The following is a 16,890-nucleotide window of genomic DNA, read 5'->3' on the forward strand; positions in this document are numbered from 1 at the left end:
TCTAAAGTTTCCTTTGTACATTTGTACTCTATTTTAAAATTTTAAAGCGTTGAATTTTAACCTAATGAAAAAACACTGAATTTATTTCAGCACAAAAAAATGAAAGAGAAAATTATATTCAAAGCAAAAGAGATGTTTTTGAAATTAGGTTTCAAGAGTATTACTATGGATGATATTGCTAGTGAAATGTGTATTTCAAAAAAAACAATCTATAAATACTTTGCCAATAAAGAATTGTTGATTGAGGAAAGTGTTCAAGTCATTCACAAAGAAGTGCATGAACTTATAGATGAAGTAATTTCTAAAAACTACAATGCTATTGAGGAAAATTTTGAATTCAGGCGCATGTTTGATAACATGTTTAAATCATCGGAAAGCTCCCCAATTTATCAACTAAAGAAGCATTACCCAGAAGTTTACAAAAACAACATTAAGTTTCAAATCGACGAATGTGAGTTTTGTTTTAGACAAAACATCGAAAAAGGAATTGCACAAGGATTGTACAGAGAAGGGCTAAATGTAGAAGCGTATGTAAAGTTTTATTATTACTTAATTTTCAGTATTAACGAAAACACGCCGTCAGAAAGGGAAGCTTACGTACTTGAATATGACGCACTAGAATACCATACAAGGGCAATGGCTACAGAAAAAGGAATTACCGAATTAGAAAAAAACTTACTTAATCCAATTACATAACAATGAAAAAAACAATTCTTTTAATAATTCTTTCATTTGCGCTGGGTGCCAATGCACAAGAAGTAAAATCGCTTACACTGAAAGAAGCCATAAACTACGCCTTAGAGAACAAAGCCGATGCTAAAAAAGCAAAACTCAAAGTAGAGAACAGCGAATATCAAATTCAAGAGGTACGTTCTAGAGCTTTACCTCAAATCTCGGCAAATGGCAATTTGACGTACAACCCTGTACTACAAACAACCGTTATTGATGGAGCAGGATTTGGACAGCCAGGAACTACGATTCAAGCTGCTTTTGGCCAACCTTGGATTTCTACCGCTGGTGTTTCATTGACACAAGCCCTATTTGACCAAACGGTTTTTACGGGTTTGAAAGCGGCTAAATCGACTAGAGAGTTTTACCAAATCAATGAACAATTAACAGAGGAACAAGTAATTGAGCGTGTGGCGAATAACTACTATCAAGTATATGTACAACGACAAAAACTTACGGTTATTGACAGCACGTTTAAAAATACCAACAAAGTAAAAAACATCATCAAAGGGCAATACGATAATGGTCTGGCCAAAAAAATTGATCTAGATCGAATTCTAGTAAAAATTTCAAACATCAGCACGCAACGCCAGCAAGTATTGAATGCCGTACAAATTCAAGAAAACGCGCTGAAATTTTACATGGGAATGCCCATAGAAACTCAAATCGTGATCCCACAAACGGAATTTGAAGTGAGTCCACAATCGTTATCAGAAACTCCCAATACAGCGAACAGATCGGAATTTTTACTTTTGAAAAAGCAAGAACAACTTTTGACCTATCAAAAAAAGGCAATCGAAGCCGGTTATTATCCTACTTTATCATTGAGCGCTGGATACAATTACATTGGTCAAGGGCCTAAAATGCCTATTGGTGGAAAACCAGCTGACGGCGTATATTGGTCTGATTTCTCTTCCATTGGTTTGAATTTAAAAGTACCCATTTTTACAGGATTTGGAACTCGTGCCAAAGTGAGACAAGCTGATGTTGATTTGCGTTCGATAAAAGAAGACTTGGTAGATACTAAATTATCGCTAGACTTGGCTTTCGCCAATGCAAAAACTCAAATTGACAACAGCTTAACGACAATTACTAATCAAAAAGAAAATGCGCAATTAGCCAAGCAAGTTTTGGATAATACAAGAAATAATTATGTACAAGGATTAGCCTCATTGACTGATTTGCTAGACGCAGAAAACGCCTTGACTGAAGCACAAAACAACTATACATCAGCGATATTAGACTACAAACTAGCAGAAATACAATTAATCAAATCAAAAGGAGAATTAAAAACACTTATAAATAACTAACAAAATGAAAAAAAGCATACTAACCATAGTATTAATTGTAGCCACTTTAGGCATCATCGCATACGTTTTAACGAATAACAAAAAGGAAAACGAGGCAAAAACGGCTATCGTTGCAGAGAAAAACGCTAGTATTTCTGTTAAAGTAGCTACGGTAAAAACGGAAGAAGTTTCACTTGATTTTTTAGCAAACGGAAATTTTGCACCGTTACAAGAATTGAGTTTTTCTGCTGAGAAATCAGGAAGAGTAGTCCGTGTTCTCGTTGATGAAGGCGACAGAGTGCGAGTAGGTCAAACTTTAGCGATTGTAAGAAGTGAGCAAATATCAGCTGACTTACAAACGGCACAAGCTTCGTATCAAAATGCGTTGACGGATTTTGGTCGCTTTGAAAATGCCTTCAAAACAGGCGGAGTTACTAAACAACAATTAGACCAAGCTAAATTGAGCTTAGTAACTTCAAAATCAAGATTACAGCAAGCAAAAATAAACATTGGGGATACCAATATCAAAGCCACAATCAACGGAATTGTGAATAAAAAATATGTGGAACCAGGATCCGTTCTTGGCGCTGGAACTCCTTTATTTGACATTGTAAATGTTTCCAAATTGAAACTGCAAGTAAATGTCAATGAAAATCAAGTGGCAGGTTTAAAATTAGGCAATTCAATTCGCGTTACCGCTAGTGTGTATCCAGATGCTCAATTCTCTGGAAAAATTACCTTTATTGCTCCAAAATCAGATTCCAATTTAAACTTTCCTGTAGAGATTGAAATTGCTAATACTGCTTCCAATGACCTAAAAGCTGGAATGTATGGAACAGCTGCTTTTACCGCTAGTCAACAAAGACAATTGTTAATGGTTGTTCCTAGAAATGCTTTTGTGGGAAGTGTAAGCAGCAACGAAATATTTGTAATCGAAAATGGAACTGCTAAACTTAAGTCAGTAACAGCTGGGAGAATTCTTGGTGACAAAGTTGAAATTCTAAACGGCCTTTCAGATGGCGAAACGGTAATTGTTACCGGTCAAATCAACCTTCAAGAGGGATCTAAAGTGGATGTTATAAAATAAGTCTTAAAGCCGAAAGTCTTAAAGTCATAAAGAAACAGCTCAAAGCCTAAAGCTTAAAGCATAAGCCAGATAAAAACATGAAATTAGCAGAAATATCCATAAAACGTCCCTCATTGGTCATCGTGTTATTTACGATACTAACTTTAGGAGGACTGTTCAGTTACAGCCAATTGGGCTACGAATTGATTCCTAAATTTGAAACAAACGTAATTTCGATTGCAACCGTTTATCCCGGTGCATCGCCAAGCGAAGTCGAAAATACCGTTACTAAGAAAATCGAAGACGCGATTTCTTCGTTAGAAAACATAAAGAAAATTGACTCCAAGTCATTTGAAAGTTTGTCAACAGTTGCTATTACATTAACCTCTAATGCTGATGTTAACATTTCGATGAACGATGCACAACGCAAAATCAATGCGATCATAAATGATTTACCAGATGATGCGCAAGCCCCTTCTTTAAATAAATTCTCTTTGAGCGATTTACCAATTATGACTATTGGTGCCAACGGCAAAATGGACGAAGTTGAGTTTTACGACTTAGTAGATAAAAAATTAGCACCCGTACTTTCAAGAGTTCAAGGTGTGGCACAAGTAACTATTACGGGTGGACAAGAAAGAGAAATTCAAGTCAATCTTGATGCGGTAAAAATGCAGGCTTATGGCCTTTCGGTTCCACAGGTACAACAAAATATTTTATCCTCGAACTTGGATTTCCCAACAGGAAATATTCAAACGAGAGAGCAAAAAATATTAATCCGTTTGGCTGGAAAATACAAGAATGTTGAGGAGCTAAGAAATCTAATTGTATCTTCAAAAAACGGAATTCAAGTTCGTTTACGTGAGATTGCCGATGTTCAAGATACGCAGAAAATCACTGAAAAAGTGGCACGTGTCAATCAGAAAAGTGCGATTATATTACAAATCATAAAACAATCAGATGCCAATGCCGTTGCGGTAAGCGAAGAATTGGTAAAAACAATTGCTAAACTAGAAACGGACTATAAAGCCGATGGGTTAAAATTAGAAATAGCAAAAGACAGTACCGTTTTCACTCTTGAAGCTGCAGATGCGGTAGTACACGATTTACTTATAGCCGTACTTTTAGTGGCCTTAGTGATGTTATTTTTCTTGCACAGCATTAGAAACTCGCTGATTGTAATGGTGTCGATTCCAGCTTCATTAATTGCCACTTTTATTGGAATTTATTTAATGGGATATACCCTGAACTTAATGAGTTTATTAGGATTGTCCCTCGTTGTAGGTATTCTTGTGGATGATGCCATCGTGGTTCTTGAAAATATTTACAGGCACATGGAAATGGGTAAAAACAAAGTGCGTGCGGCCTATGATGGTACAGCCGAAATAGGTGGAACTGTAGTATCGATTACACTTGTAATTGTGGTGGTATTTTTACCCATTGCATTGAGTTCTGGTCTGGTTTCTAATATCATTACGCAATTTTGTGTAACTGTAATTATATCTACTTTATTATCGTTGGTTGCTTCGTTTACTATTATTCCTTGGTTGTCATCGCGATACGGAAAACTAGAACATATTGAAGGTAAAAACTTTTTCGGAAGAGTTATTCTTGGATTTGAAAGTTACTTAACCCGTTTCATCAACTGGATTTCTGGATTGTTAACGTGGTCCTTGGATCATTATAAAACAACACTTGCCATTGTTTTAGTTTTATTTTTTAGTTCGGTTGCCTTAGTCCCTGCCGGATTTATTGGTGGCGAATTCTTTGCAGCCTCAGACAGTGGAGAGTTTTTAGTTCAAATCGAAATGCCAAAAGATGCTTCGCTGGAACAAACCAACTTTATGACGCAAAAAGCAGAAGCGTTTTTAGAAAAAGAAGCTTTTATTCATAGCCAGTTTACTATTGTAGGTCAAATCAGTGGTGGGCTTGGCGCTTCGCAAGCAACAGCCTACAAATCAGAAATCAACGTGAAAATGGTTGGATTAGACCAGCGCGATGAACCTGCAAATGTATATGCCGCAAAAACAAAACGAAAATTAGAGAAATTATTAGTTGGTGCAAAAGTTAAAACGGTTCCAGTAGGTATTTTAGGAACGGCTGAAGATGCGACTTTGAATTTGATTGTAACCGGTCCAGATGTAGCCAGTGCAATGCAATTCGCTATTGCTGCTGAAAAAGAATTGCGTACCATTCCAGGAGCGACAGAGATTGAATTATCTGTAGAAGACGGAAATCCTGAGGTAAACGTAAGAGTAGACCGCGATAAAATGGCTGCACTTGGTTTAAGCTTACAAACTGTAGGGATGACTATGCAAACGGCTTTTAGTGGAAACACAGATGGACGTTACAGAGCTGGGGAATACGAATACGACATCAACATAAAATACAATGCATTCGATAGAAAAAGTATTGCTGATGTAAGCAACTTGATTTTCATCAACGACTCTGGTCAACAAATCAAGTTAAATCAATTTGCAACCGTTACGGAAGGTTCTGGTCCAAGCCAATTGGAACGTAGAGACAAAACGGCATCGGTAACGGTAAAAGGGCAAAACGTAGGAGTTGCTGCTGGAACAATTGTTTCACAATGGCAAGAAAAATTAGATCAACTGAAAAAACCAACGGGTGTAAACTACATTTTTGGTGGTGATCAAGAAAACCAGTCAGAAGGTTTTGGAACCTTAGGAATTGCTTTATTGGCTGCTATTATCTTGGTTTACCTTGTGATGGTTTCCTTGTATGACAGTTTTGTGCATCCATTCGTAGTATTATTTGCTATTCCGCTTTCGTTTATTGGAGCATTACTGGCATTAGCCCTAACAAATAACACCTTGAATATCTTTACTATTCTTGGGGTGATCATGCTAATTGGTCTGGTGTGTAAGAACGCGATTATGCTTGTGGATTATACCAATCAACGTAGAGCCGCCGGCGAAACAATTAGAACGGCTTTAATTCAAGCGAATCATGCGCGTCTTCGTCCAATTTTAATGACAACAATTGCAATGGTTTTTGGTATGTTCCCAATTGCATTAGCCGCTGGAGCTGGAGCCGAATGGAAAAATGGTTTGGCATGGGTAATTATTGGTGGATTAATAAGTTCCTTGTTCCTAACCTTGATTGTCGTTCCAGTAATTTACGAAATCATGGAGAAACTAATTGCTAAATTCTCTAAAGGTGAGAAAGTAGATTATGAAGCCGAAATGGTTGCTGATTATGAGCATCGAGAATTGAGTGAAGATGGTTTTACACCAAAGCACTAAGTCCTATTTTTAATAAAGAAACGACCTGTTCATTAGTTTGAGCAGGTTTTTTTATGCCCACTTTTATCACAATTTATTTTGATCTACGCCTTGTAGTTTTCCAAAAATCAGGAAAACGAAACCAAATTCCCATTCCCACTTTATTAAAAAAGTCTTAAAGTCACATTTTAACTAATATTTTTAAATCTTTTTCTAAATTAATAAACGACTGATTTAAAAACAATTAGACGCAAGAACGGAATTCACTATTTAGAAACGCAACATCTTGTTTTACATTTCTGGCATGCTACTTGAATATACCTAATCAAATAAGTAAAAAAAGCGAACGCCGAAACGCTCAAGAGTAGGCAAAATTCAAAATAGAAGTATCATGAAAAAAATTACCTTTTTAGTTGCTAGCATCTTCGTATTAGGAGGTAGCATAGCCAACGCAACAGAAAAAACAGTTTTTTCTGTAACAACAAAATCGCTAGTAGATTTTAGAAATGATGATCCAATTGTGTTCACAGAACGAGGAATTGAGTTTTATGTATTTCCTGACGGACTATTGGATTTTAATACACGTCCAACAAGCAATGGTGACCTGTATTATAGATCAAAAGGAAAAAACGGTTTCAACAAAACGCACGGCGCACCAGGTCAAAACCGCAAAGGAAATTATGGTGTACGAGTGGAGCACGACAACTTAGGTAGAGTAAGACAAGTAGGAAATGTGTTCATTAACTACGATGCTAATGACCGTGTAAAAAGAATTGGCTCTGTTTACATGACGTACAACCGTTATGCTTTAGAGCGCGTAGGAGGCCTAGAGATTATATACAACCGTCGTGGTCAAATTGTGGATATTGTTGGATCAGTAAAAGGAGGCAGAGTTTACGCCTACAACCAAAACAATGATGGACGTAACGATTATGGTTATGGTAACAATCAAAACGACACTGATGATGATTATTACTATTACAGAACAAACGGTACAAAAGCAAAGATTGAAGATGCCAAAGTATCTGGAAATGGTGCCATACGAATAGATAGGAAATAGTTTGTAAGTTTAAGTGGTTTGTTTGAAATTCCTGCTGGTATTCGTATCAGCGGGAATTTTTGTTTGAACTAAATGGCAAAGCCAGTTTAATTTACTTTCTTTCCCGGTTTCAAAAGCGTTATAAACAATGCAAAAAGGCTGCCTTTCTTGGACAGCCTTGCTACATACTAAAAGATTAAAAATATTAAAATAATATTATTTTAATTACAGCCATCAACTCCACAACTGTCACCATCAGTCGTATTTAGCGAAATGGGATTTATTTGAAATTTACCTTCTTCCCAAACTTTCTCTAACGTATTTACAAATGTCTCAACATGTTGTGCGCCAGAAACTGAATATTTATTATCGAACACAAAAAAGGGAACTCCTTGAACACCGATAGACTGTGCTTGAGTGATGTCCTGTTGCACCTCTTTTGCATAAGCATCAGAATGTAATACTTCGTCTATGACTTCAGTTGGAAGTCCTACTTCCATTCCCAACTCTTTCAAAGTACTTAAATCATTAATATTTTTGCCATCAGTTAAGTACGCTTTGAACAATAATTCTTCTAAGTCATTTGCCAAGTTGTGTTTTTTAGCCAAATGCAACAAGCGATGTGCGTTCAATGAATTAGCCATAACTGCCTTTTCAAAATGAAAATCCAAACCTGCCGATTTCGCATTTTGCGTCATATCATCAAGCATTCCTTGCGCCCAGTCACTGTCTTTTCTATATTTCTCTGCTAAATGAGTTACCATATTGTCATCCGGAGAAGCAACAAAACTTGCATCCAACTGAAAACTTTTCCACTCAATTTCAACCGCTTTCTTGTGTTCAAAGTTCTCTAATGCAGCTTCTATTCTTCTTTTGCCAATATAACAAAACGGACACATAATATCCGACCAGATCTGTATTTTCAATTTATTCTCCATCTTCTTTTTTTTAGTACTAATTATATCATTTGTATATACAAATTTACAAAAAACAAACGGAAAAAGAGTAGGTATTGTATTTATATTATGAATTGACAATTTGGATTTGGTTTACATTAGAACATAAAAAAACCATCAACATTGCTATTGATGGTTTTTGGAATATCTTGAAAATTTGGCTTAAACCAATAAATCCAACACTAAAGAAGGAAACAATCCTAATGCGATATTCAAAACAATAGCAACGACAGCCACTGCATAAATTACGAATGGAGTTGGTTTTTTTTCTTCATTTGGCTCTTTGGAATACATGGCCAAAATCAGTTTAAAGTAGTAACCCACACTTATAATAGAGTTAACCACGGCTACGATTACTAACGCTAGATAACCGGCCTGAATCGTTTGGCTAAATAAAACCAACTTAGCGAAGAATCCAGCAAAAATAGGAATACCAGCCATAGAAAGTAAAGAAGCAGTGAGAATGGCCGCTAACAAAGGATTCGTTTTTCCTAAACCATGAAAGTTTACAACATCTTCATTATCTCTATTTTTACAAACGTATAAGATTACACTGAAAGCAGCAATTCCAGATAGCGAATACGCTGAAGCGTAATACAACAAACTTCCTGCTGAAGTAGATAGACTAAGTAATGTCATTAACATGAATCCTGCATGTGAAATACCCGAGAAAGCCAACATCCTTTTTACATTTGTTTGTCTCAATGCCATAATATTTCCTACGGTCATCGAGGCCATAGAAATTACAACTATTACAATTTTGAATGACTCTGAAACATCAGCATTCATTATGGATAATAATTTGTATAAAGTCGCCATAGCAACTACTTTGGCCAACGTACTCATTAGAGCAGTTGTCAAGGCTGGAGACCCTTCATATACGTCAGGAGCCCAAAAGTGGAATGGCACTGCAGCCACTTTAAACAACATTCCTATCGTTACTAACACAATTCCAATAGGAAACCATACCGGCAATTCCGCTGATTGTGACAACTCACTGATTTCAGTCACATCAAAACTTCCCATGGCTCCATAAATCAAACAGATACCAAAAAGAATGATTCCAGAAGCAAAAGATCCCATTAAGAAATACTTCATTCCCGCTTCATTACTTTTAAGATTCATACGATCACTAGCGGCAAGAACATAAAGAGAAATAGACAATACTTCGATTCCTAAAAAGAACATGGCTAGATTTCCAAAAGAAACCATTGCCACCGCCCCAGCCAATAAAAATATTTTTATGGCAATATAATCAGAGATTTTAGATTGGTGATTTTCGTAAAAATTATGTCCTAAAGTCACTAAGAAAATGGTAAGCACAATAAACAAGGACGAAAAAGTACTCGAAAATTTACTCACAACAATCATATTGTTATAGTAACTTTCTGTTGAATTAAATTCAGAGATGGTCAGGCCAAGGACTCCCAACAATCCAATAATTGTAAGTGGTACAATGGCTTTTCTTAAATTAAAAATTTCAAATAAAAGGCATAAAACACCTAATCCTATTATAGCTATTAATGTATTCATTTTTTTACTTGACTTAGTTTATTCGGTTTATTTGAATTAAAATTTCTTCAAGACTTGGTGTGATCAAATCTATAATCGGTTTTGGATACATTCCAAAAAAGAATAACACGGCGATTATTAGTATCAAAGTTATCCCTTCATTACTCGTTACATCCGTAAATATTCGTGTATTGGTCTCTCCTAACATGGCCTGTTGAAACATTTTCAGCATATAATAAGCTCCTAAAATTATAGTGGTTCCGCCTAAAATGGCAAACCAAATATTAATTTGAGAAAGACTGTACAAAACGGTGAATTCTCCAACAAAGTTAAAAGTAGATGGCAACGCAACCGAAGCCACAACCAAGATTAAAAATAGGGAAGTGAATTTTGGAGTCCGTGCACGAATACCGCCCATTTCAGCAAGTACTCTAGTTTCATATCTTCTGAAAATAATCTCCGCAGTATAAAACAATCCAACAACTACAAATCCATGAGCAATCATTTGTAAAACTGCACCACGCAAGCCGTCTAACGTCAAGGTGTAGCTACCTGCAGCAATTAAACCCACGTGAGCTAAGGAAGAATAGGCTAATAATTTCTTTAAATCTTTTTGTTTTAGTGCAACGATTGAACCGTAGATCACACCTGCAATACCAAGCCCGATGAAAATATACATATATTCTTTAGCAGCCAATGGCGCCAGAGGCAATTGCCAACGAATAACGCTATACAATCCCATTTTTAACATGATACCAGATAAAAGCATGGTTCCAACGGTCGGCGCTTTTTGATACACATTAGCCTGCCAAGTGTGAAAGGGAATTAACGGAATCTTTATGGCGTACGCCAAGAAAAAAGCAAGGAATACCCATAATTGCTCTGCAGCAGATAAATTTAGTTTGTACAAGTCCTCTATTAAAAAGCTACCCGCTTTTTGATACAAATAAACAAAGGCAACTAGCATGAACAAGGAACCTGCTAGGGTATAAATAAAAAATTTAACAACTGCTTTTTTACGTTCTTCTGCATCTCCGTTACCCCAGACTAGGGCGATGAAGTAAATAGGTATCAAAGATAATTCCCAAAAGATATAATACAACAAACCGTCTGATGCCAAGAATGTTCCCGCCATGGCAAAAGCCATAAACAAAATCAAAGCATAAAATGACTTGGAATTTTTATATTGGTTCCCAAAAGAAGAAAATATAATGATAGGAGTTAAAACAGTAGTCAATAAAAGCATAGCCATGGACAATCCATCTGCTTTAAGCGCAAAAGATATATTAGGCTGTGTGATCCACTGATTGATGAAACTAATATTTTCACCTAAATTATAATGATTTAATAATACAATAGAAGCGCCTGCAGCAGCTAAGCTAAAGAACAATGCTACTTTTGAAGCTAGTTTATCACCCGCAAGAAAGGTTGCAAAAGCACCAACTAAAAGAATAATTAAAATAAGAGATACGTTCATAATGAAAAATTATTGAGCTAAAAATAAATAAGAAACCATGGCACAAAGGCCTAAAACAAAGGCAAAAAGATACAGACCTATACTTCCGTTTTGAACTTTCTTTCCTTGATAACTTATTTCGTTGGTCAGTTTTCCGAATCCAAATACCAAAGCTGACAAGCCCGTTTCTACAGTATCTCTGAAAAAACGAGACAGTATATTAATCGGTCTTACAAAAATAGCATCGTAAAATTCATCAACATAATATTTATTGTAAAGCACTTTAGAAAAACCTGTAATCGCTGCATCTTCACTAGGAACAGCATTTTGTTTAATGTATTTGGCGTAAGCAATACCAATTCCCACTAATCCACCCACGACAGCAATAGCCATCAAGATATATTCAGTAGTTCCTAAGTGATGTTCTGCGGTGGCTAATTTGGGTAAAATAGGAGTTAAATACTCATTCAACCAACTATTCCCTGGCAAACTGATCAACCCACCGACAGTAGCCAAGAACGCTAAAACAATCAAGGGAATCGTTATTAAAGACGAACTTTCGTGCAAATGATGTTTTTGTTCTGCAGTTCCTCTAAATTCTTGGAAAAACGTTAAAAACAGTAATCGGAACATATAAAAAGCAGTCATAATAGAAGCAACAGACGCCACAATCCATAACGGAATATTGTGATGAAAAGCTACTAATAAGATTTCATCCTTAGAGAAAAAACCGGAGAATAATGGAACTCCTGAAATAGCCAATGAAGCTATTAACATCGTCGCAAATGTAATTGGCATCGCTTTTTTCAAACCACCCATATTACGCATGTCTTGTTCTCCATGCAAAGCGTGAATAACAGAACCGGATCCTAAGAACAAACACGCTTTGAAAAAAGCATGAGTGATAACGTGAAACACGGCTACTTCATACGCACCCAATCCCAAGGCTAGGAACATTAATCCCAATTGCGAAACGGTTGAATAAGCCAATACTTTTTTGATGTCATTTTGGACCAAACCAATCGTTGCAGCTACTAAAGCCGTAACCGCTCCAACTATGGCAATTATATTTTGAACACCGGGAGTCAAATCAAATAAGAAATTTAATCTCGTAATCATAAAGATCCCCGCCGTCACCATGGTCGCTGCGTGAATCAATGCCGAAACTGGCGTTGGACCTGCCATCGCATCCGGTAACCACGTATATAATGGTATTTGTGCTGACTTACCACAAGCTCCAATAAACAAAGCAAAAGCAGCTACAGAAAGCCAATACATATTTAGATCAGTTGCACCAGAAATAGCCGTTTTCAATGTGGCAAAATCTAAAGTAGAAAATAACATCCCTAAAATAAAAATCCCAATCAACAAGCCTAAATCACCAATACGGTTCATAATGAATGCCTTTTTTGCCGCATCATTAAATTCTTGGTTTTTATGCCAGAATCCAATTAACAAATACGAACAAAGACCAACGCCTTCCCATCCTATAAACATTACTAATAAATTGCTTCCAATTACTAGTGTAATCATGAAAAATACAAATAAATTCAAATAAGCAAAATATTTATGCATATTCTCATCATCATGCATGTAACTAATCGAATACAAGTGAATCAACGAACCAATTCCAGTAACGAATAGCAACCATAAAACGGACAATTGGTCCAATTGAAATCCAAAATCAACTTTAAAATTACTGATTTGAATCCATTCAAAAAGTGAAATATGAATCCCTTCTGGTTTTGCAGCAATTGCTCCAAAAAAGTAAAATGTGGTAGCAAACGAAACAGCAACAGCCATTGTCCCGATTATGCCGGAAAGTGTTTTTCCTACACGCAATCCAAAGAAAATATTAAATAAAAATCCTAAAAAAGGAGCTAATAATAAGAGTAAAGCTAAATTCGTATTCATTATAGTTTATCCTTTTAAGTTTTTTAAATTATCGATAGTAATGGAGCCTAAGTTTCTAAAAATAGAAACCAGAATTGCCAATCCTACGGCAACTTCTGCCGCAGCAACTGCCATCGAGAAAAACACAAAAACTTGTCCTTGCGCATCTTGATGATAAGTAGAAAATGCTACAAACAAAAGATTCACGGCATTCAGCATAATTTCTATCGACATAAATACGATAATGGCATTTCGTCTGTACAATACTCCGAAAACACCAATACAAAAAAGTATTACGCTTAGGAATATATAATTTTCAATACCAATGTGGTTTAAAATATTGTTCATCTTATTTTTGCAATTTTTCTTTTTTAGACAATAATACCGTTCCAATCATAGCCACTAAAAGTAGAATAGAAGCAAATTCAAAAGGAACCATATATTCATTCAATAGTACTTTACCCAATACTTTTATAGACTGATAATCTTCGCCAGTAGTTACATATTCTCCAACAATCGGTTTTGAGTTGATGAAGATAGCGATCAATATTAAACAAATTAAGCAAAAAGAAACAATCGCTCCTAACCGCGTAATCCTTGGCCGGTGCACTTCTTTTTCTTCATTCAAATTCATCAACATAATGGTAAAGAGGAACAAAATCATAATGGCTCCAGAATACACAATAACATGAACAATCGCTAAAAACTGGGAATTTAACAAAAGATAATGACCTGCTATCGAAAAGAAACAAATGACTAAATAGATAGCACTATGAATTGGATTTCTACTAAAGATTGTCAAAAAAGCGGTTGCTAAAGTAACAGCGGATAGTACGCAAAAAATTATAAGTATCGTAGACATTAATTAGCGTTTTTAAGTTGAGCATTTTTCATTGCGATATCTAAAGGCATGACTAATTTATCTTTTCCAAAAATAAAATCTTCTCTTTCGTAACTCGAAGGAACTAATACTTTGGAAGTAGTCAAGTAAATCGCATCTTTAGGACAAGCCTCTTCACACAATCCACAAAAAATACAACGCAACATATTAATTTCATAGATAGACGCATATTTCTCTTCTCTATACAAATGTTTTTCGTCGGCTTTGCGCTCTTCTGCCTTCATCGTAATTGCTTCCGCTGGACACGACAAGGCGCACAGGCCACAAGCTGTACAGTTTTCCCGACCTTCTTCATCACGTTTCAACATGTGTTGACCGCGGTAAACCGGACTCATTTCACGTACCTGCTCTGGATATTGAATCGTTACTTTTCTAGTAAACAAATGCTGAATCGTAATTATCAACCCTTTGACAATCGCTATCAAATACATTCTCTCCCAAAAAGTCATCTCCTTGTTAGAGACAAGCTTTTTTCTTCCCGATAAGGATATACTTTCTATACTCATTTTTTATTTTATTTGAAGCTGTTTCCTGCTATCCGTTTCAATCTTTTATTCGCTGCGGCGATTAAAAGGATTTACACTACTATCAGGGCTAGGGCTTTTTCTATCTCAATCTTATTTTACCTTAATACTTAATTCTCCAATTAGGTGGTTAAAAACCAAAATAGGCTGCAATATCCGCTCTTAACATTACAATTCCAGTAATCATAATATTTACAATGGATAATGGAATTAGTATTCGCCAACCCAAATGCATCAACTGATCGTATCTGAATCTTGGAATGGTCCAACGAACCCACATAAAGAAAAATATAAACCCACATAATTTGATAAACAAAGCGCCAAATCCCATCACATTGGCAATATTTACACCCCAATTTTCAACTACCCAACTCATTCCCGGATAATTATACCCTCCAAAGAATAAAACTGCTAAAATAGTAGAGGAGATAAACATATTGGCATATTCAGCAAATAAATAGAATCCCATTTTCATCGACGAATATTCTGTGTGGTATCCTCCAATTAATTCTGTTTCACATTCCGCTAAATCAAAAGGAGTTCTATTGGCTTCTGCGAAAGCACAAATTAAAAAGATAATAAAAGATAATGGTTGGTAAAAAACATTCCAATCCATCCCAGCTTGTTGCGCCGAAATTTCTCTTAAACTTAAAGTCCCAGTCATCATCAATAAGGCAATCAAGGAAAGTCCCATGGCCACTTCATAAGAAACCATTTGAGAAGCAGCACGAACCGCACCAATCAAGGAGAATTTATTATTTGAAGCCCAACCCCCAATCATAATTCCATAAACCCCCACGGACACAACTCCAATAAAGTATAATAACCCAATATTCAAGTCGGTAGCTTGTAATAAAATATCTCGTCCAAACAAGTGCAATCTGTCTCCCCAAGGAATCACCGCGCTTGTCATCAAAGCCGTACTCATTGCAATGGCAGGTCCTACAAAAAACAAAAAACGATTTGGTGTATTCGGTTCAAATTCCTCTTTCGAAAATAATTTTAAACCATCAGCAAGGGGTTGAAACAATCCAAAAGGACCCGCTCTGTTAGGACCAACACGATCTTGAAGCCAAGCGGCAACTTTTCGTTCTGCCCAAGTGGAATACATCGCCATCAACATTGTTAAAGCAAAAACTGCTACAATAATAACACTTTTTTCTATGATAATAGTACTATCCATTATTGCCCAGACTTTTTTGATTTATAATATCTTCTTCGGTCAATGGAAATTCAGCCATGCTTATTTTTTTTCGGTCTTCTTTTCTACCAAGAAGAATATGCGCTTCAGTAGCTATTTCGACTTTTTCTAACTTTCTGTTGTATTTATTTTGGTTGATAACCGAATCTTTTTCAAAAGCTCTCGGTCCTTCAATAATCCAATCTTTAACATCTTTGTGATCAAAGCGACAACCATTACAAATAAACTCATCTACTTCATGGTATTCGTCTTTTCTTCCTGTAACGCGTTGAATTTCATCTCCAAACATCCAAACAGTAGTTTTTCCAGAACATGTAGGGCAATCTCTGTGTGCATTATAAGGCTTACTAAACCAAACTCTCGATTTGAATCGAAACGTCTTATCTGTCAATGCTCCTACCGGACACACATCAATCATATTACCAGAGAATTCATTATCAACCGCTTTTGAAATACAGGTCGAAATATTAGAATGATCTCCTCGATCCATAACACCGTGTACACGATCATCCGTCAATTGATCTGCAACCATCACACAACGGTAGCAAAGAATACAACGGTTCATGTGCAACTGAATATTTGGACCAATGTTTTCTGGTTCAAATGTTCTTTTCTCTTCTACAAAACGAGTTTCTGATTTTCCGTGTTCAAAGCTTAAGTTTTGCAAATCACATTCTCCTGCCTGATCACAAACGGGACAATCTAACGGGTGATTAATCAACAAAAATTCAGTTACTGATTTCCTTGCTTCTTGAACTCGTGGCGATGACTTACTATTCACTTCCATTCCGTCCATACAACCTGTTACGCAAGACGCCATTAATTTTGGCATTGGTCTTGGATCAGCTTCACTTCCTTTAGCAACTTCAACTAAACAGCAACGGCATTTTCCACCGCTTCCTTTTAGTTTAGAATAATAACACATTGCTGGCGGAACTACTTCTCCACCAATCATGCGTGCTGCCTGCAGGATTGTTGTTCCTGGTTCAACTTCTATTGACTGTCCGTCTATTGTTACTTTCATTATTTAACTCTATTTAACTCCTATGGAGTATCTTAATTCTGAAATCAAAAATCGT

The 16,890-nt window shown here is 36.1% G+C and carries 14 protein-coding genes; 5 read left to right on the plus strand and 9 right to left on the minus strand.

Annotated elements, in window-relative coordinates; translation table 11 throughout:
• Positions 1-99 precede the first annotated feature (99 nt).
• The 5 genes from BUA03_RS01145 to BUA03_RS01165 all read left to right on the plus strand — a co-directional run bounded on the left by BUA03_RS01145 (position 100) and on the right by BUA03_RS01165 (position 7,389).
• Positions 100-696 (plus strand): TetR/AcrR family transcriptional regulator, encoded by a 597-nt coding sequence (locus tag BUA03_RS01145; protein WP_066079430.1) that lies wholly within the window; start codon positions 100-102, stop codon positions 694-696.
• Between the two features lie 2 nt (positions 697-698).
• Entirely contained in the window at positions 699-2,039 is a 1,341-nt protein-coding gene (locus BUA03_RS01150; protein ID WP_066079427.1) for a TolC family protein, read from the plus strand.
• 4 nt (positions 2,040-2,043) lie between these two features.
• Entirely contained in the window at positions 2,044-3,105 is a 1,062-nt protein-coding gene (locus BUA03_RS01155; protein WP_066079424.1) for an efflux RND transporter periplasmic adaptor subunit, read from the plus strand.
• Between the two features lie 77 nt (positions 3,106-3,182).
• The gene (locus BUA03_RS01160; protein WP_066079421.1) at positions 3,183-6,350 is read left to right on the plus strand and encodes an efflux RND transporter permease subunit; all 3,168 of its coding nucleotides are present in this window, start codon (positions 3,183-3,185) and stop codon (positions 6,348-6,350) included.
• Between the two features lie 370 nt (positions 6,351-6,720).
• On the plus strand, positions 6,721-7,389 hold the full coding sequence (locus BUA03_RS01165) for a hypothetical protein (protein WP_066079418.1): 669 nt from the start codon (positions 6,721-6,723) through the stop codon (positions 7,387-7,389).
• Positions 7,390-7,589: 200 nt separating this feature from the next.
• Here BUA03_RS01165 and BUA03_RS01170 read toward each other — a convergent pair whose 3' ends face one another.
• The 9 genes from BUA03_RS01170 to BUA03_RS01210 all read right to left on the minus strand — a co-directional run bounded on the left by BUA03_RS01170 (position 7,590) and on the right by BUA03_RS01210 (position 16,835).
• On the minus strand, positions 7,590-8,306 hold the full coding sequence (locus BUA03_RS01170) for a DsbA family oxidoreductase (RefSeq protein WP_066079415.1): 717 nt from the start codon (positions 8,304-8,306) through the stop codon (positions 7,590-7,592).
• Positions 8,307-8,486: 180 nt separating this feature from the next.
• Positions 8,487-9,857, minus strand: coding sequence for an NADH-quinone oxidoreductase subunit N (locus BUA03_RS01175; RefSeq protein ID WP_066079413.1), 1,371 nt, complete (start codon positions 9,855-9,857; stop codon positions 8,487-8,489).
• 13 nt (positions 9,858-9,870) lie between these two features.
• A complete protein-coding gene (locus BUA03_RS01180; protein WP_066079410.1) occupies positions 9,871-11,313 on the minus strand; it encodes a complex I subunit 4 family protein in 1,443 nt (480 codons plus the stop codon).
• A gap of 9 nt (positions 11,314-11,322) precedes the next feature.
• Entirely contained in the window at positions 11,323-13,206 is a 1,884-nt protein-coding gene (gene nuoL, locus BUA03_RS01185; protein WP_066079405.1) for an NADH-quinone oxidoreductase subunit L, read from the minus strand.
• Positions 13,207-13,212: 6 nt separating this feature from the next.
• On the minus strand, positions 13,213-13,533 hold the full coding sequence (nuoK, locus tag BUA03_RS01190; protein WP_066079401.1) for an NADH-quinone oxidoreductase subunit NuoK: 321 nt from the start codon (positions 13,531-13,533) through the stop codon (positions 13,213-13,215).
• A gap of 1 nt (position 13,534) precedes the next feature.
• Positions 13,535-14,047, minus strand: a complete 513-nt coding sequence (locus tag BUA03_RS01195; protein WP_066079398.1) for an NADH-quinone oxidoreductase subunit J family protein — start codon at positions 14,045-14,047, stop codon at positions 13,535-13,537.
• On the minus strand, positions 14,047-14,592 hold the full coding sequence (locus BUA03_RS01200; RefSeq protein ID WP_066079395.1) for a NuoI/complex I 23 kDa subunit family protein: 546 nt from the start codon (positions 14,590-14,592) through the stop codon (positions 14,047-14,049). Before BUA03_RS01200 ends, BUA03_RS01195 begins: the two co-directional genes overlap by 1 nt.
• A 148-nt stretch (positions 14,593-14,740) precedes the next feature.
• Positions 14,741-15,793: an NADH-quinone oxidoreductase subunit NuoH gene (gene nuoH / locus BUA03_RS01205; protein ID WP_066079392.1), complete on the minus strand. Its 1,053-nt coding sequence runs from the start codon at positions 15,791-15,793 to the stop codon at positions 14,741-14,743.
• Positions 15,786-16,835 (minus strand): NADH-quinone oxidoreductase subunit G, encoded by a 1,050-nt coding sequence (locus tag BUA03_RS01210; protein ID WP_066079389.1) that lies wholly within the window; start codon positions 16,833-16,835, stop codon positions 15,786-15,788. The genes nuoH and BUA03_RS01210 overlap by 8 nt, the downstream gene beginning before the upstream one ends.
• Positions 16,836-16,890: the final 55 nt, after the last annotated feature.

Origin of the sequence: Flavobacterium fryxellicola, assembly GCF_900143245.1 — a bacterium.
GTDB lineage: Bacteria > Bacteroidota > Bacteroidia > Flavobacteriales > Flavobacteriaceae > Flavobacterium > Flavobacterium fryxellicola.